Consider the following 23,028-nt stretch of genomic DNA (forward strand, 5'->3'; position numbering starts at 1 on the left):
TCGACGAGCCGGCTATGCGCCGAATCTGTGCGCCGCGCCTTCCACCGGACTTGCCCAAACGGTGGCACCTGTTGCAAAGGCGGTCTCTCCTTCGGCGCGCACCACCATTTCGCCGATTTGCGGAACATCCAGATAGAGGATGGCATCGGCGCCGAGGCGCTCGATATGTCTAACCCTGCCTTGCCACGCGCCTTTAGCTTGGGAAAGGCGAATATGCTCGGGTCGGATCCCGTAGGTCTGGCACCCGAAGCGCTGCGCAATCTCGCCCGTATAAAGGTTCATCTTCGGGCTGCCGATAAAGCCCGCGACGAAGGGCGTCGCCGGCTTGCGGTAGAGTTCCATCGGGCTGCCCACCTGCTCGACCTTGCCACCGTTCAAGACGACGATCTTGTCGGCCATCGTCATCGCCTCGACCTGGTCGTGGGTAACGTAGATCATGGTTGTCTTCAGGCGGGTATGGAGTTCTGCAATCTCAAGCCGCATTTGGGCTCGCAAAGATGCGTCGAGGTTCGAGAGCGGCTCGTCGAACAGGAAGACCTTCGGATCACGAACGATCGCGCGGCCGATGGCAACGCGCTGCCTTTGCCCGCCGGAAAGCGCCTTCGGCTTGCGGTCGAGCAAATGGATGAGCTGCAAGGTCTCGGCTGCTGCGCGGACCTTGGCCTCGATCTCGGATTTCGGGCGGCGGGCAAGCGAAAGCCCGAAGCCGATATTTTCCGCAACCGTCATATGCGGATAAAGCGCATAGCTTTGGAACACCATGGCGATACCGCGCTTCGATGGTTCGGCGTCCGTGACATCCTGGCCGCCTATCGTCAGCATGCCGGACGTCGAGTCTTCCAGCCCGGCAATGATCCGCAGCAACGTGGATTTTCCGCATCCAGACGGCCCGACAAATACGACGAATTCACCGGAACGCACCTCCAGATCGATGCCCTTGATGACATCAAGGGCGCCAAAGCTCTTGCAAATCCGGGTGAGGGTGAGCTCGGCCATTTGCACTAACCTTTCACTGCGCCGGCAGTCATGCCTGCCACGATCTGCCTGTTGAAGAAGATGAAAACGATGAGGGGAGGGACCGTAACGAGCAGGATGTTCATGAAGAGCAGGTTGTACTGGCTCGTGTACATGCTCTGGAAATTATAGAGCGTCAGCTGCACGGTGACGTTCTCTTTGCCTGGCAGGTAATAGAGCGGGTTCGTGAAATCATTGAAGATCGCGATCGACTGCACGACAATATTGGTCACCGTCACCGGCTTGAGCAAAGGCAGGATCACCCGGAAGAATATCTGCCAAGGCTTTGCCCCATCGATCAGTGCCGCCTCATCGAGATCGCGGGGAATGGTCGAAATGAACGATCGGTAGAGCAAGGTCGAGAACGAGAGATTATAGGCGACCTGGATCAGGATCATTCCGGTAATGGTCTTGAAGAGGCCGATTTCCTGAAGCAGTCCGATCGTCGGAACGACAGCCGGTGGCATCATCAGTCCCATGAAGAGCGCACCCGAGGCAACGGCATTCCAGCGGGTTCTGCGGCGCTGCATGACATAGCCGACCATCGCCGAAAACAGTATCAGTATGGTGACCGAGACGACGGTGATCAGCGTCGAATTGAAATATGCCAGCACGAGCTGATAGTCGCGCGCCTGGAACACTGCTGCGAGATTGTCCCAGAACAGCCACTGTTCCGGGAGCGTGAAGTCGAGCCGGGATGCCTCGGATTTCGACTTGACCGCCTGGAGCGCAATGAACACGAACGGCAGCACGAAGATGACCGTGGCGAGAGCAAGTGCGATCGCGCCGCTCGTATAGGGCCGCATCTGTCTCATTGTTCGACCTCGCGCCGGTTGAGCCACACGGTAAGCGGTAGAATGATGATGGCGATCAGCGCAAACAGGATGACATTGCCCGCAGTCGACAAACCGTAGAATCCCGCCTGATACTGCTTATAAATGACCGACGCGATCACATCCGAGGAAAAGCCCGGCCCACCGCGTGTCATCGCCCAAATGAGATCGAACGACCGGAGGCCACCGATCAACGACAGCGTGATGACGGTGATCGTCGCCGGACGCACAAGAGGCAGAGTGATGCGCCAGAACTGCTGGAAACGTGTGGCACCGTCAATTCTGGCAGCCTCGTAGTAATCGGGGCTGATTGCTGCCAGGCCGGCGATAAAAATCAAGGTGGCAAGACCCACGCCCTTCCAGAGATCGACGAGCGCCACGGAAAAAAGAGCAAGCGCCGGATTGGTCAGCCAGCCTGGTCCGGGAATGCCGAGCGTTTCAAGCATGGCATTGATGATGCCCTTTGTCGGGTGCATCATCACGGTAAAGGCAATGCCGATGCCGATTGTCGATACCAGAACTGGAAAGAAAACGAGCGTGCGCAGGAAGCCTCGAGCGAAAATATTACCGGTCAGCAGCACGGCGAGCAGGAGCCCGCATATCGTCTTCAGTCCGGATGTCGTTAAGGCATAGATCAGCGTGTTGACGAGGCCCTTGACCAGAAACGGCTCGGAAAAGAACTGTCGGAAGTTCTCCAATCCAATGAACTCGGCGCTCGAAAGATCCCAACGTGTGAGGCTGAACCAGAGAGAAGACACCGTAGGGACGACAAACAGCACGCCGTAGACGGCTGCGGCAGGAAGAAAAAACCACAAGGGATAGGGCGATTTGCGTGAGCGGAGGCGTGTTTCGGTCATGTTTACCTCTTCGATCGGGTGGGCCTCGCCCGTGAAGGGCGAGGTCAGCTTTCCCGAAGGGCCACTACCAGTTGGGTAGACCGAGCTGCTTTGCCTGCTTGCGCACGTCATCGTCATAAAGCGCGGCCGCCTCGGCTGGCTGGCGGATGCCGGACCCGACCTCGACGGTTATCTGTTCAAGGGCCGGTCCCTTGATCGGCGACACGAATTCCAGCGCCGGCGTAGTCGCCTTCGCTTCGAAATAGGGGAGCATGTCCTTCACCGCGGGCGGGACGTCGGCCGGCAGCGCGCATCCGTCGACGAGGGACGGACCTTGGGCCGTGTTGGTTTCAACCATGATCTTGCAGCCTTCGACGCTTCCGGCGAAATCCACAAATTTCCGGGCTTCATCCGCGTTCTGGCTGGCGAGCGGGACATAAAGGGCAGGCGGCATCCAGACCGTTAGACCGTTCTTGGCCGCATCGTCCCCCGGCTGCGCGAAGAAGCCGACACCCTCAAGATTTTCCGGATAGTTCTGCTTCAAAGCGCCGACGGCAAAGGTGAGCATCGGATAATGGGCGGCTTCGCCTGTCGCCACCATCCTAAGGCCGTCGTCATAGCTTGCTGCACCGAAATCCTCGTTCATCAGGCCGGCGTCATGAACCTCCTTCAGGCGCTCGAAACCTTTCATGGCCGCAGGCGTCGTCGCGTATTTCGCCTTGTTGGCCGTATAGTCGTTTGCGAAGTTCGGCGCGCCTTGATGCAGGTTGTAATAGTCCGCCAGAACGAAGAGCTGGGAGGTCCAGGTGTCGCGATAGGTCTGGGCAACAGCGACTTTGCCGGCCGCCTTCACCTTTTCGTTGTTGGCCATGAAATCGGCCCATCTCTTCGGGACGGGCAGGCCGAGGTCCTGATAGATTTTTCTGTTGTAGAGGATCCCGCCAGCCATCGCCGTTCCGAAGGGAACGCCGTATAGCTTGCCGTCAGCGCGGACCACGGCCTTGAAGCTCTCGTCTACTTTTGCCTGCGACGAAAGATCACTGAGGTCGGCCAGCGTCTGTGCAGGTTTCAGCGCCTGCATCAGCGAGCCGGAATTGTACAGGAAGACATCCGACATCTCGCCTGTCGCCAGCCGCGTCTTGACGATGTTGTCGCCCTCGCCACCACCCGGCCGCTGCTCGATTTCGATCGTTACATCCGGTGCGATCGTCTCGTAAGCTGCAACCAGCGCCTCGGCGGCTGCGACGGTATCGGGGCTGTTATCGATCAGGAACGAGAGCGTCGTTTCTGCGTGCAACGGCCCTGCGGCAATCAGCGCTACGAGCGCCGACGCACCGGCAAGAATGACTTTGATGCGGTTTGTCATGACGTTCCTCCTCTGAACGGTTTGACGGTGGCAGGTATGCTCCTCAAAGATGGGGAAGAGAAAAGATCAGCTCATGTGTTCCCGCTCGAAGGACGGCTTCCCCCGTGACAGGCTCGCCGTTAAGCACCGGGTTCTGATGCCGTCGTCCGGGCCGGAATCGACCGACGCAGCCTTCTGGAAGCGTCACTTTATAGGTGACCCTGTTGCCGCTGCACTCCCATTGAGCTTCAATTCGACCTTGACGCACGTCATGATAGGCGGTGACGGGCGAGAGCGCGGCAATCGGCGCCGGATCGACGATGACCTCGGAAAAACCAGGTGCGCTTCGGCTTGGCGAGATGCCCGCGACGCTCTCAAACAGCCATTGGCACACGGCGCCATAGGCATAATGGTTGTAGCTGTTCATGTCAGGCTCGTAGATGGTGCCGTCCGGCGCCATTGAATCCCAGCGCTCCCAGATCGTGGTTGCGCCCCTGGACACCTGATAGAGCCAGCCTGGGACCTCCTCCTGCAGGAACACCTTTTCGGCAAGGTCGTCCATTCCGAGCTTCGTCAAGGCCGGCAGCAGGGCGGGGGTGCCTATGAAGCCCGTGCCGATCTTGTAGTCCGCATCGATGATCACCTGTCTGAAGTGCTGCTTGGCAGCCTCATGGTGCGCAGCCGGGATCAGGTCGTATAGGAACGCCAGCGCGTAAGACGTCTGGTCGTTATGTGCAATGCGTCCGGATGGTGCTATGAACTCGTGCGCAAACGCACGTCGAATTTCTTCAGCACGGCCCTTCATGCGCGCCTCCAGAGCCTGGTTGCCGAGGATCGCTGCGATCTTCGCCAGCAAGTCGGTGGAGATGAAGTGGTAGAGTGTTGCAGCGCAATCGTCGGCAACTGTCGGGCGCGGCTTCCGGTTGTCGCCGATCGGCTGCAGCCAGTCTCCGAATGTGAAGCCGCGTTCGCCCCAGCGGGACGGCGGGCGCACGATCGGGCCGTCCGATATCGACCAGACGAAGTCGACCCAGCGCACCATCGCATTCAGGCATTCGCAAAGAACTGCCCGATCCTCGTAATGCGTGTAAAGAACCCAGGGGATCACGACGATGGCGTCGCCCCAGCCGGTCGAACCGGCAAATCCCGGAAAGTTCTTCGGATGCAGGCGTGTCGGGTCGGGCGAAAAGTGGGAAATGGCACCATCCTCACGCTGATCGGCCATAACATCGCGCAGATATTTCCGGAAGAAGGTCTGGCTGTCCGTCAGCCAGCAGGCCGTTGCAGCAAACACCTGAGCGTCGCCTGTCCAGCCGAGGCGTTCGTCGCGCTGGGGGCAATCGGTCGGGACCTCGATGAAATTGGCGCGCTGTGACCAGATCGTGTTCTGGACAAGCCGGTTGACGAGCGCGTTGCCCGACTGGAAGCCGCCAGTCGGATTGGGCACGGAGGAGATCGGAACCGACGAGATTGTCAAGATACGTGCCTCGCCCGTAGCCGTCACTCTGGCATAGCGGAAGCCTTGAAAGCTGAAGTGTGGCGCGTAGGTCTGTTCGCCGTCTCCGCCCAGCGTATAGATCGTATGGGCTTCTGCGGTGCGGTAGTTGCGGTTGTCGAAGTGACGGCCAGGCCCCAAGACTTCCGAATGTTCCACGCGGATTTCGGCGCCTGCTGCCCCGCGGACCGTATAGCGCACATAGCCGCCGATGTTCTGGCCGAAGTCGTAGATCGTTCGCCCTTCCGCGTCGGTCCAACTGTCAATCGGAGCGATCGGCGGCAACTCACGGACCGGCGCTGTTTCGTGCGCGACGAGCAACGCCTTGTCGAATGGCAGCCTCACCGTGCCGTGAGTGTCGGCAAGCCTTTCTTCGCGCGCATCATAGGTCTCACCGAAATAGATGCCGGATTTGCGGATCGGCAGTAGCCCGCTCTGCCACGTGGTATCGGTTGAGACAATGACGCCATTCGGCCCGATCAGCTCTGCAATGGCTGCCGTTTGGTCACCCCAGCAATTGGGAATGGCCTTTTGACCCCACATGAGCGGAGACCGGTACCATCCGTCCGCAAGCCAGATCTCGATGCGATTCTGACCAGGCTTGATGAGGTCTGAGACGTCGTAGCGCTGATAGGCCAGGCGATGATCGTAGCTGGTCCAGCCGGGTGTCAGAAGGTCGTTGCCGACCCGTTTGCCATTGATGAAGCAGCGATAAAGGCCGAATGCTGAAATGAAGAGTTCAGCAGGCGTGTCGACGCCATCGCAGTTGAAGGTCTTGGCGACAAAACTTGCGGCCGTTCCCTGACCGCGATCCGACAGCGGCGCGATCATATCGCTGGTCCAGTCTCGTGAAACCAGATTGTCGCTGGCCGCCACCGGCTGAAAATTCATCAGATCCTCCACATCTTTTGTAGAACGTTCTTCGTATAACGTTCTACATTTCTTTCAGAAGCGCAATAGATATTTTGCGACCGGTCTGCCATGGTGATTTGGTGAGGCTTAAGGGCCTGCAGATCGAATCTGAGGATTTCATGCCAATCAAAGAGAAGTCGAAGCCTGCAAAGCGCGATCGTGTGACGATACGGACGGTTGCTGCGCATGCAGGCGTATCTGTCGCGGCGGTTTCGAAGGTCATGCGAAATGCATATGGTGTGAGCGAGAACCTTCGCGCCAAGGTGACCGGGTCGATTGAAGAACTGGGTTATCGACCGTCAAGGACCGCACGCGGCCTGCGCGGTCGTACGTTCACGATCGGGTTGCTCCTTGTCGACATACGCAATCCCTTCCTGCCCGAAGTCATCGACGGCGTGAACGGCGTTCTGGCGCCGTCGCACTACCAGGCAATGATCGGCGTCGGCGAGGGCCGCATGCAACTGGAGACCTCTCTTATCGAATCTATGATCGACTATAAGATGGATGGGCTCATCCTCGTCGCTCCGCGCCTTCCTACGGAAATCATTGCAGAATTTGCGGCACAAGTTCCGATCGTGGCTGTCGGTTATCATGATCCGAAAGCAAAGACCTTCGACACGGTCAACACCGATGACCAGCGAGGGGCAGAGATAGCGGTAGAGGCATTGCTGAAGTGTGGTTATCGCGACATCGAAATGCTCAGCCTGGGAGCTCGCGAAGGTCACAAGGTTTCCGTCGTGCGCCAGCGCGAAATCGGATATCGGCGCGCCATGCTGCGTGCCGGACTGAGCTCCTCAGCACCGATCAGCCACATTCCTGTCCATTCCCCTAAACGCGAGGAGGCAATGCGGGTGTTTCTGGCGCGAAGCGATCGGCCTCGTGCCGTCTTCTGCTGGAGCGATCTTGATGCGATTACGCTTTTGAGCGCAGCCGCGGAAATGGGCGTGCGGGTACCCGAAGACCTGGCGGTCGTGGGCTATGACAATTCGACGACCGCAGCACTCAGCCTGGTCAATCTGGCAAGCATCGACCAGTCGGGCAGGGAGCTCGGTGAAGCAGCGACGCGAACGCTTTTGTCAAGGATCGAGGGTCGTAGCGATCCGGAGCATCTTCTGCTGATGCCCTCGTTGGTCAACAGGAAGAGCTTAATGAGTTCTGGGTAACCCTGACGCTTGCCCGCAAATGGGTTAATGACGATGCTGCGGCCGTTGCGAGCTGCAGCCTGAACCATTCGTTTAAGAAGTCTGCCGAACCGCTTATTTGTAAACCATTTTCCGAGGTTCCTTCGAAGGAAATCCAACGCAGAATCTCGCTGCCCCTCGGCCGTTTCTCCTTTATGCGCAATGATGGATCTTTGCGGTCGCAGCAGTTGAAAAGCACCTATAAGGACGCAGCGGCCGACAAAGGTGCTGCGTGCACGGCGTGTTGCCGGGCGGCGAAAACGTCACCGACTGCGATCAGGACGGGGTTTTCGTAGCCGATCTCGCTGATGCCTTCGCCAAGACCTGCAAGGTTCCCGTGCCACTGACGCTGCGTCGTGCGGCTCACGTCGCTCATGATGACGGCTGGCGTTTCGGGCGACAGGCCTTCGGCGATCAGCCGGTCGGCAATGAGCGGCGCTGTTCTCCCGCCCATATAAAAGACGGTGGTCGTATGCGGATCGGCAGCGGTGGTCCAATCGACATCCATCGGCAATCCGCCATGGCGGGAATGGCCGGTGATGAAGCGTACAGACTGGGCATGCTCGCGATGGGTCAGCGAAATGCCGAGGCGTGAGGCCATAGCGCTTGCGGCCGTGATGCCGGGAATGACGTCGACCGGAATGTTTTCGCGATCAAGATGAGCGATCTCTTCGCCGGCGCGGCCGAAGATCATGGGATCGCCGGCCTTGAGGCGGACGACGCGCTTGCCCGCCTTTGCGAGTTTTACCATCATCGCGTTGATGTCTTCCTGGCGGCAGCTGCTGCGGCCGCCGCGCTTGCCGACCAGCATGCGCTTGGCCTCGCGGCGCGCGAGTTCCAGCACCTCGGTGGAAACGAGATCATCGAAAAGGATAACGTCGGCGGCCTGCAGCGCTCGAACCGCCTTCAGCGTCAGAAGCTCGGCATCGCCAGGGCCCGCGCCGACGAGCGTGACGCGTCCGGTTGTACTTGTTGTGGATTTCAAGCCCCGAGCAGCAAGCAAAAGCTGCGCCTCGGCCTGGTTGACAGCAGAACCGTCGAAAGCCATGTCGGCGAATTTTTCCCAGAAAAGTCGCCGCGCGGAAGCGGTTTCAAGGAGCCCGTTGACCCTGCCGCGTATCGACTGGGCAAGTCCAGCCCAGGATTTCAGCGTGCGCGGGAGCAAGGTCTCGATCTTGCGGCGGATGGTCTGGGCAAGAATGGGTGCTGCGCCATCCGTCGAGATTGCAACAACGACGGGGGAGCGGTTGACGATAGATCCGAACTGGAACTGGCAGAAATCCGGCTTGTCGATGACATTGACCGGAACGCCCGTCGCGCATGCCGCGTCGAAGAAGCGCCTGGCTTCAAGCTCGTCGTCGCAGTCGGCAATTGCAATGGCAGCGCCGGTCAGACCTTCCATCTGCCAGTGCCCCGGATGATGGATCAGTCTGGCCGCGGCGTGCTCGAGATTGCGGGCGAGAAGCGCCTTGAAGGTGCCGCTCAGCGTTTCGGCGTAGATTTCGACATGAGCGCCGCAGGCAGCAAGAAGTTCCGCCTTCCAGGCGCAGGCGTCGGAGCCGCCGGCCACCACGCACCGCTTGCCTTCAAGCGCCCAGAAGACGGGCAGCTTTGCAAGCGGCTCCATGCGGGCGGGATTGTCATTCCGCGGCTGCTGCAAGACATCCATCGATGATCCCCTTGATTTCGGCGCGGCACGAGCCGCAGTTGGTGCCGGCGTTGAGCTCTTTACCGACTGCCTCGACGCTGCGGCAGCCGCCGCGGACCGCCGCTACGATCTGATTGACGCCGACGGCGAAGCAGGAACAGACTGTGGCACCTGGGTCCGGCTTGTCAGCGCCCGGCCGGCCGGCGACAAGAGCAAAGCGCTTGCGCAAGTCGCCATGGTCGGCGGCAAGCTGTGAGATCGCCCAGCTGCGAGCGACGGCGACCGGTTCGCGGGCGAGGAACAGCGCAGCAAGCAGGCGCGTGCCGTCGAAGAAGGCGAGCCGCAGATCGCCGGATTGCTGATCCGCGTAGCCGAGCGGCTCGATCTCGGCAGGAATACCAAAGGTGCTGCGGCACCAGCCGCACCAGTCTTCGACCGCGTGGTCGAAGGCGAGTTCCAGTCGCCAGCCGCCATCTGCTTTCGCCAAGGCCCAATAGGCGGCGCCAAGGTTTTGCGGTTTGCCCGCCGAGACTGCAAAGCCGTAGCGGGCTGCCTTCAATGGCCGGGCGGCGACGGCGACGTTCTTGGAGGCAGGCTGGCCGGAGAACGGATCGGTGAGCGGGGCAACCACTGCGTCGATGCGAGCCTTGGCGGCAAACTGATCGTTCCAGTGCATGGGCACGAAAATGCTGCCGCGGGCCTGGCGTTCGGTGATCAGCGCGCGCACGACGGCCTTTCCCTGCGGGCTTTCAATTTCGACCAGACCGGCATTACCGATACCGATTTCCATCGCATCTCGGGGGTGTAGTTCGGCAAAGGGTTCGGCGATATGGGCGGAAAGGCGCGCACTTTTGCCAGTGCGTGTCATCGTGTGCCACTGGTCGCGGATACGTCCCGTGTTAAGCGTGAAGGGGTAGTCGGCGCTGGTGCGGTCGGATGCGGGCGGTTCGACCGGCACGAAGCGTGCCTTGCGATCGGGATGAAAAAAGCTGCCCTTCGCAAAGAAGCGGGTCACAGTCCTCTCGTCGCCGACGGGCTGCGGCCACTGAAAGGGTGTCATCGCGTCGTAGGCAGCTTTCTCGATGCCGGCATAGGCGCCGATGTCGAAATCGCGGTTGCCACTGTTTTCGAAGGCCGAAAGCGCGGCATGCTCATCGAAAATGTCTGACGGAGAGGCAAAGGCGAACGCATCGGCAAAACCCATGCGGCGTGCGACCTCGGCCAATTGCCACCAATCCGCGCGCGCATCGCCGGGGGCGTCGATGAAGGAACGCTGGCGCGAAATGCGGCGTTCGGAATTGGTGACTGTACCGCTCTTTTCGCCCCAGCCAAGGGAAGGCAGCAATACGTGGGCATGGCGGGCGGTGTCGGTCGTCTTGAGGATATCCGAGACGACGACGAAAGGGCAGGCCTTGATCGCCGTCTCGACGGCATCGGCATCCGGCAGCGAGACCACCGGGTTCGTCGCCATGATCCAGAGCGCCTTGATGCGGCCGTCGCCGACTGCCTTGAACATGTCGACGGCCTTCAGACCCGGCTTTTCGGCAATCGCCGGCGACTGCCAGAAGCGTTGCACGCGATCGCGGTCTTGTGCGCTCTCAATCGCCATGTGGGCGGCAAGCATGTTTGCCAAGCCGCCAACCTCACGGCCGCCCATCGCGTTCGGCTGGCCCGTCAGCGAGAAGGGACCCATGCCCGGCTTGCCGATGCGTCCAGTGGCGAGGTGACAGTTGATGATGGCGTTGACCTTATCGGTCCCTGACGAGGATTGGTTGACGCCCTGGCTGTAGCAGGTGACGGCCTTCTCGGTCGCCGCGAAGAGGCGATAGAATTCGCGAAGCTGCATTGCCGGCAAGCCGGTCAGTTCCAGGACCTCGTTGAAGGAGACACCAGAGGCGGATGCAAAAGCCTCGGCAAAGCCGTTCGTGTGTTCGGCTACATAATTCTGGTCGATGGCATTGGTTGCGATCAGGTGCTCGAAGAGGCCGAGGAAAAGAGCGACATCGCTGTCTGGCCGGATCGCTAGGTGCAGATCTGCGATGTCGGCAGTCATCGTCCGGCGCGGATCGATGACGACGACCTTCATGCCGGGACGCGCCGCCTTGGCGGCCGCCAGCCGCTGATAGATGACCGGATGGCACCAGGCGAGGTTGGACCCGGTAAGGATGACCAGATCGGCCAGTTCCAGATCCTCATAGGTCCCGGGCACGGTATCGGCGCCGAAGGCGCGGCGGTGGCCGGCGACGGAAGATGACATGCACAGGCGCGAGTTGGTGTCGATGTTGGCCGAGCCGATGAAACCCTTCATCAGCTTGTTGGCGACGTAATAGTCCTCGGTCAGCAGCTGGCCGGAGACATAAAAGGCGACGGAGTCAGGCCCGTGCTCGGCAATGGCATCCGAAAAGCGCTGCGCCACGAGATCAAGAGCCTCATTCCATCCGGCCCGCCGTCCCGCGATCTCCGGATGCAATACGCGTCCGTCGAGATCGATCGTTTCGGCGAGCGCCGAGCCCTTCGAGCACAGCCGCCCGAAATTGGCCGGATGGTCCGGGTCGCCCATGACGGACACATTGCCGTCATCTGCGATCTTGGCGATCACCCCGCAGCCGACGCCGCAGTAGGGACAGGTTGTCTTGATCTCTTCTGCCATCTATTCCGCCGCCATCATCAAGCTTTCGAGGGCAATGAAGAGCGCGCCGTCCTGGTTGCGGACCGGAATGGTCCGCACCGCGCCCTCATCGGCGCCAAGCGCCTTGCCGGTTTCGAGCGAGATGACCCAGTTGTGCAGCGGGCAGGTGACCGCCTTGGCATGCACGATACCCTGGCTGAGAGGGCCGCCCTTGTGGGGGCAGTGATCTTCTATGGCGAAGACTTCGTTTTCAGCCGTCCGGAAGACGGCGATCTTGCCCTGCGGCGTCTTCACGCAGCGCGCTCCGCGCAGCGGGATGTCGGAGATATCACCGATCGCAATCCAGTTCATGTTGATCTCCTTACTCTGCAGCCTGCGGATAGCCGATCGTCGCCATCGGCTTGAATTCATGCTTATCCTTGCCGGAAACACGCTCCGACCAGGGATCGACCTGGGCGAATTTCTGGCTGAACACGAAGCGGTCGAAATAGGCCTTGCGCTTTTCGGCATCGCCCATGATTTGGCGACGAATCTCATCGAGGCCGATGCGCTTGGCCCACTTGTAAATGCGCTCGAGATAACGTGCCTGCTCCCGGTACATCTGCGTCAGCGCAACGATATGCTCCAACGCTTCGTCATCGGTCTTGACGAGACCGAGGATCTCGGTGCCCTTGATGTCGAGACCGGCCGCACCGGCGAAGTGAATTTCGTAGCCGGAATCCACGCAGATGACGCCGACATCCTTGCAGGTCGCCTCCGCGCAGTTGCGCGGACATCCGGAGACAGCCATCTTTAGCTTTGCCGGCGTCCAGGAGCCCCACATGAACTTTTCAATGCGGATGCCGAGCCCGGTTGAATCCTGCGTGCCGAAGCGGCACCAGTCGGAGCCGACACAGGTCTTTACCGTGCGCAGGCCCTTGGCATAGGCCTGACCGGAGACGAAGCCTGCCTTGCCGAGATCGGCCCAGACGGCCGGAAGGTCCTCTTTCTCGACGCCGAGCAGGTCGATGCGCTGGCCGCCGGTGACCTTCACCATCGGGATTTCGAACTTGTCGACCACGTCGGCGATGGCCCGCAGCTCCTTGGAGCTGGTAACACCGCCCCACATGCGCGGCACCACCGAATAAGTGCCGTCCTTCTGGATGTTGGCGTGGACGCGCTCGTTGATGAAGCGCGACTGATAATCGTCGGCATATTCGTCCGGCCAGTCGCAGACGAGGTAGTAGTTGAGCGCTGGACGGCACTTGGCGCAACCGCAGGATGTCTTCCACTCCAGCTCCTGCATGACGGCAGGAATGGTCTTCAGCCCCTTGGCCTTGATCAGGCGTCGGACGTCGTCATGGCCAAGTTCCGTGCAGGTGCACATCGGCTGTACGGCGGCAGGGTTATAGCTATCGCCGAGCGTCAGCGCCATCAATTGCTCAACGAGGCCGGTACAGGAGCCGCAGGACGCCGACGCCTTTGTGTGGGCGCGCACGTCGTCCAGCGAGGTCAGCCCCTTGGCCGTGATCGTCGAGGTGATTTTGCCCTTGCATACGCCGTTGCAGCCACAGATTTCCGCGTCATCCGGCAAGGCTGCAACGGCCGCCATAGGGTCCAGTGGGGACCCTCCCTGGTAGGCCTGTCCGAAGATCAGCGTCTCGCGCATCTCGGAAATATCGGTCTGCTTCTTCTTGAGATCGTTGAACCAGGCGCCGTCTGCGGTTTCGCCGTAGAGCACAGTTCCGATGATCTTGTTATCCTTCAGCACCAGGCGCTTGTAGACACCAGCCGAAGCGTCGCGAAGGACGATCTCCTCGCGGTCGTCGCCGTCGGCGAAATCGCCAAGCGAGTAGAGCTCGATGCCGGTGACCTTGAGCTTGGTCGGGGTGTCGGAGTGAACGAAGGTCGCCGAGGTGTCGCCGCAGAGGTGGGCGGCGGCAACGCGGGCCATTTCGTAGAGCGGAGCGACGAGACCGTAGACCTGTCCACCGACTTCTGCGCATTCGCCGAGCGCCATGATGCTGCCGTCCGAGGTCTGCATGCCGTTATCGACGACGATGCCGCGATTGACCGCGATGCCAGCCTCTTTCGCCAGGCCGACATTCGGACGGATGCCGACGGCCATGACGACGAGCGTGGCCGGAATGATCCGTCCGTCGTCGAGCTCGATGCCCTCGACCCTGCCATCACCGATGATTGCCTTGGTATTGGCCTTGGTGATGACCTTGATGCCGCGCTCCTCGACTGCCCTTTGCAGCAGATAGCCGGCCGCAGGATCGAGCTGACGCTCCATCAGCGTCGGCATGACATGCAGCACGGTCACGTCCATGCCACGCTGGGCAAGGCCGGCTGCCGCCTCAAGACCGAGCAGGCCGCCGCCGATGACGATCGCCTTTTCGCGTGACTGGGCAGCAAGCAGCATTGCCTGCACGTCGTCGAGGTCGCGGTAGGTGATGACGCCAGGTAGATCCTTGCCGGGAACCGGAATGATGAAGGGCACGGAGCCGGTGGCGATCACCAGCTTGTCGTAGCTTTCGGTGACGCCGTGGTCGGAGGTCACGGTCTTCGCGTGCCGATCGATCGCAACGATCTTGTGGCCCTTGTAGAGCGTGATGCCGTGCTTGATGTACCAGCCGTCGCCGTGAATGATGATCTGCTCATAGTCCTTTTCTCCGGAAAGAACAGGAGAGAGCATGATGCGGTCATAATTGACGCGCGGCTCGGCGTTGAAGATTGTGACCTCGTATTGGCCTGGGGCCGTTTCGAAGAGGTGCTCGAGCATGCGCCCGGGCGCCATGCCGTTGCCGATGATAACGAGTTTTTCTGTCATAGTTACAAGTCCTTAGATTAGGTTGCCGCCACTGCAGGCACGGCGTGCCCCTGGCGTGACAGGTGCTTTACGGACAGGTGCATCCAGATGAGCGACGTCACGACGATCGCAAAGAGCAGCAGGAAGCAGCTGGACCAAAGGCCGGTGATGTCCTTGAGCAGGCCGAAAGCGATCGGAAGGATGAAACCGCCAAGGCCGCCCATCATCCCGACGACGCCGCCGACTGCGCCGACGCTTTCTGGATAGTAGGCCGGAATGTGCTTGTAGACGGCTGCTTTGCCGAGGCTCATGAAGAACCCGAGCACGAAGATGACGATGATGAAGATTGCTGGCGTGATACCAAGCGCAGGCCCGGTTCCCGATGGAGATGCAGCCGGTAGAGACAGGATGAGGGTGGCGGCGGCGGAAACGGCCAGCATCGCGTACATCACGCTTCTTGCGCCCTTCTTGTCGGATAGGACGCCGCCGAATGCTCTAAAGATGCTGCCTGGCACGGAATAGGCCGCGGCAATCATGCCGGCGATTTCCAGATTGAATCCGTAGACACCGACCAGATAGCGCGGCAACCACAAAGACAGGGCGACAAAGCCGCCGAAGGCGAAAAAATAATAAAGCGAGAAACGCCAGACCTGGATGTTCTTGAGAGGAGCGAATTCTTCGAGGAAGCTCTTGGAGGCGACGCCGCGACAGCGGCGGTCGCGAAAGGCCGGGTCGTCGGTGGTCGAAAACCAGAAGACGATTGCCATCGCCACAAGAACGAGAGCCCAGATTTCAGCAACCGCCTGCCATCCCCAGGCGATGAGCACGAAGGGCGCCGCGAACTTGGTAACCGCGGCTCCGACATTGCCGGCGCCGAAAATCCCGAGCGCGGTTCCCTGCTTTTCTGGCGGAAAGAACGGCGAGACATATGCGACACCAACTGCGAAGGAACCACCGGCGAGGCCGATCCCGAGTCCTGCGATCAGCATTTCTGTGTAGCTTGTTGCGTAGGAGAGCAGGAAAGTCGCTATGGCCGCTGCCACCATGGTGAGCGTGTAGACCAGACGACCGCCGTAGCGGCTCGTCCATATGCCAAGCACGATCCGGACGAGCGAGCCGGTCAACACAGGGGTGCCCACCAGCAATCCGAATTCTGCCTCGTTGAGGCCGAGTTCCTGTTTGATACGAACGCCTATAATCGCAAAGATCGTCCAGACGGCGAAGCAAACGGTGAAGGCGACCGTCGAAATCCACAATGCTCTGGCTGGCTCGCCAGCAGACATAGACTGGGGTTTCTCAGAAAAAGGCATGGCTTCTCCAGGGCCCGACAATGTCGTGCCAATCCATCGTTGAGAGTTAAAACAAAAAGCCGCTGGCCAGGTCGCGCACACACGAATGCGCGGGATATCCTGATCAGCGGCTTTGCCTGAGGCGCCCGTCTTTGGACGCCGAAACATGCGACCTTTCGGCCTCGTGATTATCAATGCAAGAGGCGTGCCAATTCGAAATCTAGGCGAATTTCGTCTTTTCTCTCCGCAAGTCAGCCTTTTTGGTCAGGATGACTAGGGCGAGACCGCCGGTTCCTTCGGCCAAAAATTATGCAATGCATAGAAAATAGGCGTCATGCTATGCCTGCTTTTGAGCAGCAATATACGCATCGACGCAATCGGGATCAAAGAGATTGCCGTCGAAAAAGCCATCCGGACCAAGCGTCATCGTGCCGCTGGAGCCAACTGGCGTTTCCATGCGCAAGGCGCCCTCAACCTTCGAACTTGCAGCCGGCATTGCAACGCCGAGCGCCTTTAGAGCATTGCGGTAGATATCCGGCCGGTAGGTGTTGCCGGCCACGTTCTGGTGGGCCGCGGTGTGATCGACGTGGCCCCAGCGGACCATCTGCGTGTAGAACCAAAGGGCGTGGCTCTTCCATGGAAACGTCGCCGCCTTGGCGTGCGGGACGAAGAAGTCGCTGACCGTCTGCGTTGCGTTGCGGCCAACTTTAAGCACGCCGGTGACGGATGGACGCAGCCACTCTGCCGGGCTGTTGATATAGGCCGGACCCGAAAGCAATAGGGCAAGCTCTTCATGATTGGCGGGGTCGGCGCACCAGACTGAGGCATTGTAAAGCGCTCGCAGGAGGGCCACGAGTGCGTCAGGATGGCTATCGCCCCAGCGACTGTTCACGCCCAGCACCTTTTCGGGACTGGATTTCCAGATCGCCGCCTTGACGGTTGCAAGGTGCGCGCCGCGTTTGAGGACGCCGAAGGTATTCCACGGTTCTCCAGCACAATAGCCGTCGATCAGACCGGACCTCAGCGCGTCACCCATATCCTGCGGCGGAAGGGTCACGATCTCGATCTCGTGGTCTGGGTCGATACCGCTTCCAGAAAGCCAGTAGCGCAATTCGTAGTTATGTCCGGAGTAGGGGTGTACGATACCGAAACGAAGCCTGTCGCCTGCCCGCTGCGAAATCACTTTTTTCAGTGCCGCACCGCTTGAGCGCGCATCAAGTGCATCGGCTGCGCCATCGTCGGCCATTTCCCGCCACAAGGCGCCCGAAACGGTGACGGCATTTCCGCCAAGCCCAAGCGCCATGGGTACGATCATGCGCGGCGCGGGGGCCATGAGACCGAGATTGCAGGCGATCGGCATGGGGGCAAGAATATGAGCGACTTCGAAATGGCCGACCGCCAGCCTGTCCCTGATCGTTGCCCAGGATCGCTCCCGCACGAGCGTGAGGGCCACTTCCTGCGCTTCAGCAAAGCCCTTCTCTTTGGCGACGACGAGCAGCGCGCTGTCGAGAAGCGGAACGAAGCCCGCGGTGATGTCATGCCTGTTCCTCATACGTCCGCTCCAGGATCAAGCAGGTTTGCCGCGGTGACGAGGCTTTGAGCGATCTCGACGACTTTCCTGTTCTGGTTCATAGCCGTGCGCCGCAATAGCGCGTAAGCTTCCTCTTCCGACAGCCCGCGGGTGCGCATCAGCAACCCCTTGGCGCGATCGATCAGTTTGCGTTTTTCCAACTCGCCGCGAGTTTCTTCCAGCTCTCGACTCAATCGCGCAAACGCATTGAAACGACTGATCGCCATCTTGAGGATGGGTCGGACCCGTTCCTGCTTCAGGCCATCAACGATGTATGCGGAAACCCCTGCCTCGACCGCAGCTTCGATCGAGGCTTCATCGGACTTGTCCACGAACATGGCGATGGGCCTCTTCACCGCACGCGATATCTGGAAGATGCTCTCCAACATGTCGCGGTTGGGGTTTTCGAGATCGATGACGATCACATCGGGATTGATCTCGGTGATGCGCCTGGCAAGACCATTCATGTCATCGATGATCGTGACCCTGTCATAACCGGCCTCGCGCAAACCGTCCTCGATGATGGACGCACGAATGCGGTTCTCATCAATGACCAGAACATTCAGACTGTTAGCTTTCATGAGGCCGCGCCACGGGTTACTGGCATTCATTCGCTACAGGCGCGCCGATGGTGCAGGAGCCAACGGACACGACGCCGCAGATGCGCGAATACAGCCACAAAATCAAGCAGTATCTTGGCTGCCTGATCTCATGCTCTGCCCGCACGAACGGGGTCCGTCCCTAGCCGAGTGGTCGAACACGGCACTGCACAGCGGTAATCGTTGTAAGTTACTCCGCGGCTTCAACGAAGCGGTGACGTTCGTAAAGAAACTTCAAAACGGCCTCGCGGCACTTGAGATAAGTGCGGTCCGAAGCGAGTTCGATGCGGTTGCGGGGCTTCTCGATCGGCACATCGAGGATTTCACCGATCTTGGCCGCTGGCCCGTTGGTCATCATCACGATGCGGTCAGAGAGCAGCACGGCCTCGTCGACATCGTGGGTGATCATCACCATCGTGTTGCCGAGACGTGCGTGGATGTCCATCACCGCATCCTGCAGATGGGCACGCGTTAGCGCGTCGAGCGCACCGAAGGGTTCGTCGAGCAGGAGGATCTTCGGCTCCATCGACAACGCACGGGCGATGCCGACACGCTGCTTCATGCCGCCGGAAATCTCAGAAGGCCGCTTGTCCTTGGCGTGGGCCATCTGGACGAGATCAAGATTGGCCATGACCCATTCGTGACGCTCCGCCCTGCTCTTTGAGCTGCTGAAGACCTTGGAAACGGCCAGGTTGACGTTTTCATAGACGGTGAGCCAGGGAAGCAGGCTGTGGTTTTGGAACACGACGGCGCGTTCGGGACCGGGCGCATTGACTTCCCGGTTTTCGAGAAGCACTGCACCGGCCGAAACTGGCGTTAAGCCGGCGATCAGGTTCAAAAGCGTGGATTTACCGCAGCCGGAGTGGCCGATGATCGATACGAACTCACCCTTGGCAATCGTCAGGTTGATGCCCTTCAGCACTTCGGCGCGCGTTCCGGCCCGGTCAAAATGCTTGTCGATATGGTCGAGCTTGAGATAGGCAGTCATGATCGTTCCTCTCAGTTGGCCGAAGCGCCGCGGGTGATCAGTCGGCCTGCGGCGGCCACCAGCTTGTCGAGCGCGAAACCGACGACGCCGATATAGGCCAGGGCGACGATGATGTCTGGCAGGCGCGACGAGTTCCACGCATCCCAGATGAAGAAGCCGATACCGACGCCGCCGGTCAGCATCTCGGCTGCGACGATGGCGAGCCACGACAGACCGACGCCGATACGAAGGCCGGTAAAGATGTAGGGCGCAGCCGATGGTAGCATGATCTTGAAGAAGAATTCGAAATGGTTGAGCCGCAGCACCTGTGCCACGTTGCGATAGTCCTGGGGGATATTGCGCACGCCAACGGCCGTGTTGATGATCACCGGCCAGATGGAGGTGATGAAGATCACGAAGATTGCTGAAGGATTGGAATCCTGGAAGGCAGCGAGCGACAGCGGCAGCCAGGCAAGTGGCGGGACGGTGCGCAATACCTGAAAGATCGGGTCGAGCCCGCGCATGGCCCAGACCGATTGGCCAATGACGGCGCCGATGACGACACCCGAGATTGCGGCAAGGCCGAAGCCGTAGGCGACGCGCTGCAGCGAGATGATGACGCGCCAGCCAAGCCCGATGTCCTGGGAGCCGTAGTTGAAGAACGGATAAGCGATCAGATCAAAGCTTTCCTGCCAGACCCGGTGCGGAGAGGGCAGTGAGGCGTCGGGCGACGAACAGAGCACCTGCCAGATGGTCAGAATGATCGTAAGCACGACAAGCGGCGGCACGATGCTGCGCGCCGCCACCATCGCAACGCCGCGGACATTGATCCGGGGCGCCGGTTGTCTTGCAAGGCGGACGACATTTGCGGCCTTCGGCGCAGTCTTTGCCGGTATGGGTTCTTTCTTTGCCAGGGCGGACATGAGGCGCTCCTCGTCGTGAACAAAAGGCCGGCGCGCCTGTGACGCGCCGGAGGTGGGGATCAGGATGCGGCCTTGATGGCAAGGCTATCGAGATAGGCGGACGGATTTTCCGGATCGAAGACCTTGCCGTCGAAGAAGGTTTCCTTGCCCCGGGACGGAGAAGACGGAATGTCGGCGGCGGCGACACCCAGCGCCTTGGCCGCATCGCGCCAGAGATCCTCCCGGTTGACCTGGTCGACGAGAGCCTTGATGTCGGTGTCAGGTGCGAACTTGCCCCAGCGGACGTTCTCGGCCATGAACCAGGTGTCGTGGCTCTTGAAGGGGTAGGAGGCGCCGCCTGCCCAGAATTTCATGTAAAGATCGGTGCCATGGGCGACACGGCCGTTGCCGTAGTTGATGTCACCCTTGAGGCGGCCGAGGATGTCCTTCGGCGGCACGTTGAACCATTGGCGCTTGCCGAGGATTGTCGCCATCTCCTCCTTGTTGTCCATGCTGTCGCACCATTGTTGGGCTTCCATCACGGCCATCAGCAGGGCTCTTGTGGCATTCGGGTTCTTCTCGACCCAGTCGGCGCGCATGCCGAGCGCCTTTTCCGGATGTCCCTTCCAGAGTTCGCCGGTCGTTGCTGCGGTAAAGCCGACGCCCTGATTGACGAGCTGCTCGTTCCACGGCTCGCCGACACAGAAGACGTCCATGTTGCCGACCTTCATGTTTGCCACCATCTGCGGCGGCGGCACGACGATGGTCGAGACGTCCTTGTCCGGATCGATGCCGCCGGCGGCAAGCCAGTAGCGGATCCAAAGGTCATGGGTGCCCCCCGGGAAGGTCATTGCGGCCTTCACTTCCTTGCCTTCGGCCTTCTTTTTTTCGAAGGCCGCCTTCAGCTTGGATGCGTCGAGCTGGACGCCGGTATCGGCATATTCCTTGGCGACGGAAATGCCCTGGCTGTCGTAATTCAGGCGGGCGAGCAGGGCCATCGGTACCGGCTGATTGTTCTGGGTCACCTTGCCCGTATGCATCAGATAGGGCAGCGGCGAAAGGATATGGGCGCCGTCGATACCGTTCGAAGCCCCGCCGAGAACCAGATTGTCGCGTGTTGCCCCCCAGGAAGCCTGCTTGGCGACCTCGACATCGGGAAGGCCATGTTTTTCGAAAAGCCCCTTCTCCTTGGCGACGATCAACGCGGCAGCGTCGGTCAGCGCGATGAAGCCGAGTTTGGCGCCCGTGACTTCAGGTGCTGCGGCTGCTGCAAAGGCGCCGGACGGAAAAGCTGTGCGGACTGCGCCGATCAAGGCAGCCGCGGCGGTCGTTTTCAGGAGGCTTCGGCGGCTCATGCCGGTCGTAAGGATCTTGTTCATGCGCTGGTTCCCCTTGTTGGTCGTCGCAGGAATTTTCGGAATAAAAAAACGCCGCCCGGAGATTGCGTCTGCGGGAAGGGAGAGTTCCCGGACAGCAAAGCCCGTGCGACGTCGATGTCTTTTGCAAGCGCTGATCGCGCGCTTTCTCGCCAAGATCGCCATTGATCCGGGCAAGATCACCCTTGCAAGCCGTGTGCCAGTTTTTGATGTGAACTATAGATCATTGAAACTAAATCAAGATCCGCGCTTTAAGCTCATATGCATAATTTTTGAGCTTATGATGAAAATGCTTATATATTATGCAAATGATGTTTCTCATGCGCAGATGGCTGCCAGCCTTTTGTGCAAAGCAGGAGAAATTAGATTTCGGCCACGTCCGGTGCAAAGGGCAGGGTGCTCCTAACCGTAAATCCGCGGACATACTCCACGAGCCGCGCCGGATCGAAAATGCGGCCGTCCATGAAGCGGTCGTAGTCGCTGTCGCCTTCGATGCGGATATCGGCGTCCTGAGGCGTGCACGCCTCGCCGAGTGCCGTCCTGTAAAGGTCGGGGCGATAGGCGGAAGCTGCCGCGCGCGCGCTATTCAGGCTGATTGACGCCTGTCCCCAGCGGACCATCTGGCTATAGATCCACAATGCCTGGCTCGGCCGCGGGTAGTTTGCAAAGCCGCCATGGAACATGAAGTAATTGTCGATGACGCGGCGGTTGCCCTTGGCGTCCAGGCTGAACTCGCCGGCAAGCACATATCGGATAATGTCGACGGGTGCCGCAATGTAGCGCTGATCGGCGAGTACCGCGGCCAAGGCATCGTGGTTGCCGGCATGGTCGCACCAGCGCGCTGCCGCATCGAGCGCCACGATCAGCCGGGAGACCGTTTCCGGATGGCTCTGTGCCCAATCCGGCCGCATGCCGACGACCTTTTCCGGGGCTGACGGCCAGATGTCCTGTTTTGTCGCAACGATCCGCCCGACGCCGCGCTCAGACGCCACCATGTTCCACGGCGCGCCGACACAGAAGCCGTCGATCGCGCCGGCGGCCAGAGCGTCGGAGGTGAGCGGCGGGGGGACGACGACGAGCTTCACGTCCTTGTCGGGATCAATGCCGCCTGCGGCCAGCCAGTAGCGGAATTCGTAATTGTGCGAGGAAAAGGGATAGGTCATCCCGAGTGTCGGCACCGGCTCGCCGGTTAGCCGCATCTGGTTCAGCACCAATGCAAAGGCGCGCGCGCTTTCGAGGGCGCCGGCTTTCTCGGAAAGACCTGCGGTTTTGCGCATCCGTTCGAAGAGGCGCGTCGAAAGGGTGATCGCGTTGCCGCCGCGCCCGAGCGAAAAGGGTGTGATGGTCGGCGAGGGGTTCGAGCCCAGTCCAAGCGCTGCCGCAACAGGCATCGGTGAGAGCATATGGGCTATATCGAATTGGCGAAAGGCCAGGCGGTCGCGAACATTCGCCCATGAAACGTCTCTGACGAGATCGAGGGTCAGGCCCTCCTTCTCGGCAAATCCGAATTCTGCGGCCGCAATCAGCACCGAGGCGTCGACCAAGGGAATGAAGCCGGCGCGAAGAACACGCGGGCCTTCGCTGCTGAGCCTTGAAGGCGCTGAGACACGCCCTTGCTGTGTGTCAATTCTCGTCACCGCA

18 protein-coding genes are annotated in these 23,028 nt (G+C 60.2%); 2 read left to right on the forward strand and 16 right to left on the reverse strand.

Annotated features, from left to right (window positions below; all coding sequences use genetic code 11):
• Positions 1–12: 12 nt before the first annotated feature.
• The 5 genes from ISN39_RS25645 to ISN39_RS25665 all read right to left on the reverse strand — a co-directional run bounded on the left by ISN39_RS25645 (position 13) and on the right by ISN39_RS25665 (position 6,414).
• Positions 13–996: an ABC transporter ATP-binding protein gene (locus tag ISN39_RS25645; protein ID WP_194730980.1), complete on the reverse strand. Its 984-nt coding sequence runs from the start codon at positions 994–996 to the stop codon at positions 13–15.
• 5 nt (positions 997–1,001) lie between these two features.
• Positions 1,002–1,829: a carbohydrate ABC transporter permease gene (locus tag ISN39_RS25650; protein WP_194730981.1), complete on the reverse strand. Its 828-nt coding sequence runs from the start codon at positions 1,827–1,829 to the stop codon at positions 1,002–1,004.
• A complete protein-coding gene (locus tag ISN39_RS25655) occupies positions 1,826–2,704 on the reverse strand; it encodes a sugar ABC transporter permease (RefSeq protein ID WP_194730982.1) in 879 nt (292 codons plus the stop codon). Before ISN39_RS25655 ends, ISN39_RS25650 begins: the two co-directional genes overlap by 4 nt.
• A 64-nt stretch (positions 2,705–2,768) precedes the next feature.
• Positions 2,769–4,049 carry an extracellular solute-binding protein gene (locus ISN39_RS25660; protein WP_194730983.1) on the reverse strand — a complete coding sequence of 427 codons (1,281 nt, stop codon included), beginning with the start codon at positions 4,047–4,049 and terminating at the stop codon, positions 2,769–2,771.
• Positions 4,050–4,092: 43 nt separating this feature from the next.
• Positions 4,093–6,414: an alpha-L-rhamnosidase gene (locus tag ISN39_RS25665; RefSeq protein ID WP_194730984.1), complete on the reverse strand. Its 2,322-nt coding sequence runs from the start codon at positions 6,412–6,414 to the stop codon at positions 4,093–4,095.
• 140 nt (positions 6,415–6,554) lie between these two features.
• On the opposite strand from ISN39_RS25665, the gene ISN39_RS25670 reads away from it, so the two are divergent.
• Positions 6,555–7,598 carry a LacI family DNA-binding transcriptional regulator gene (locus ISN39_RS25670; RefSeq protein WP_194730985.1) on the forward strand — a complete coding sequence of 348 codons (1,044 nt, stop codon included), beginning with the start codon at positions 6,555–6,557 and terminating at the stop codon, positions 7,596–7,598.
• A 217-nt stretch (positions 7,599–7,815) separates the two neighbouring features.
• Here ISN39_RS25670 and cysG read toward each other — a convergent pair whose 3' ends face one another.
• The 10 genes from cysG to ISN39_RS25720 form a co-directional block, all read right to left on the reverse strand.
• A complete protein-coding gene (gene cysG / locus ISN39_RS25675; RefSeq protein WP_194730986.1) occupies positions 7,816–9,285 on the reverse strand; it encodes a siroheme synthase CysG in 1,470 nt (489 codons plus the stop codon).
• A complete protein-coding gene (locus ISN39_RS25680; RefSeq protein WP_194730987.1) occupies positions 9,257–11,914 on the reverse strand; it encodes a nitrate reductase in 2,658 nt (885 codons plus the stop codon). The genes cysG and ISN39_RS25680 overlap by 29 nt, the downstream gene beginning before the upstream one ends.
• Complete coding sequence (gene nirD, locus ISN39_RS25685; RefSeq protein WP_074072126.1) at positions 11,915–12,244, reverse strand: nitrite reductase small subunit NirD; 330 nt, start codon at positions 12,242–12,244, stop codon at positions 11,915–11,917. It abuts the gene before it with no gap.
• Positions 12,245–12,254: 10 nt separating this feature from the next.
• Positions 12,255–14,705, reverse strand: a complete 2,451-nt coding sequence (gene nirB / locus ISN39_RS25690; protein ID WP_194730988.1) for a nitrite reductase large subunit NirB — start codon at positions 14,703–14,705, stop codon at positions 12,255–12,257.
• Between the two features lie 17 nt (positions 14,706–14,722).
• Positions 14,723–15,994, reverse strand: coding sequence for a nitrate/nitrite transporter (locus ISN39_RS25695; RefSeq protein WP_194730989.1), 1,272 nt, complete (start codon positions 15,992–15,994; stop codon positions 14,723–14,725).
• A gap of 316 nt (positions 15,995–16,310) precedes the next feature.
• Entirely contained in the window at positions 16,311–17,525 is a 1,215-nt protein-coding gene (locus tag ISN39_RS25700) for a CmpA/NrtA family ABC transporter substrate-binding protein (RefSeq protein WP_194730990.1), read from the reverse strand.
• Positions 17,522–18,124 (reverse strand): ANTAR domain-containing response regulator, encoded by a 603-nt coding sequence (locus tag ISN39_RS25705; protein WP_022716198.1) that lies wholly within the window; start codon positions 18,122–18,124, stop codon positions 17,522–17,524. The genes ISN39_RS25700 and ISN39_RS25705 overlap by 4 nt, the downstream gene beginning before the upstream one ends.
• A gap of 208 nt (positions 18,125–18,332) precedes the next feature.
• On the reverse strand, positions 18,333–19,130 hold the full coding sequence (locus tag ISN39_RS25710; protein ID WP_074072122.1) for an ABC transporter ATP-binding protein: 798 nt from the start codon (positions 19,128–19,130) through the stop codon (positions 18,333–18,335).
• Between the two features lie 11 nt (positions 19,131–19,141).
• Positions 19,142–20,032 carry a nitrate ABC transporter permease gene (gene ntrB, locus ISN39_RS25715; RefSeq protein ID WP_074072121.1) on the reverse strand — a complete coding sequence of 297 codons (891 nt, stop codon included), beginning with the start codon at positions 20,030–20,032 and terminating at the stop codon, positions 19,142–19,144.
• Positions 20,033–20,091: 59 nt separating this feature from the next.
• Complete coding sequence (locus tag ISN39_RS25720; RefSeq protein ID WP_074073095.1) at positions 20,092–21,390, reverse strand: CmpA/NrtA family ABC transporter substrate-binding protein; 1,299 nt, start codon at positions 21,388–21,390, stop codon at positions 20,092–20,094.
• Between ISN39_RS25720 and ISN39_RS25725 the strand changes: the two genes are divergently transcribed.
• Positions 21,389–21,793, forward strand: coding sequence for a hypothetical protein (locus ISN39_RS25725; RefSeq protein WP_194730991.1), 405 nt, complete (start codon positions 21,389–21,391; stop codon positions 21,791–21,793). The genes ISN39_RS25720 and ISN39_RS25725 overlap by 2 nt on opposite strands.
• Here ISN39_RS25725 and ISN39_RS25730 read toward each other — a convergent pair.
• Complete coding sequence (locus tag ISN39_RS25730; RefSeq protein WP_194730992.1) at positions 21,750–23,024, reverse strand: CmpA/NrtA family ABC transporter substrate-binding protein; 1,275 nt, start codon at positions 23,022–23,024, stop codon at positions 21,750–21,752. The genes ISN39_RS25725 and ISN39_RS25730 overlap by 44 nt on opposite strands.
• Between the last annotated feature and the right edge of the window lie 4 nt (positions 23,025–23,028).

This window comes from Rhizobium sp. 007, from assembly GCF_015353075.1.
In the GTDB taxonomy this organism is placed as follows: domain Bacteria; phylum Pseudomonadota; class Alphaproteobacteria; order Rhizobiales; family Rhizobiaceae; genus Rhizobium.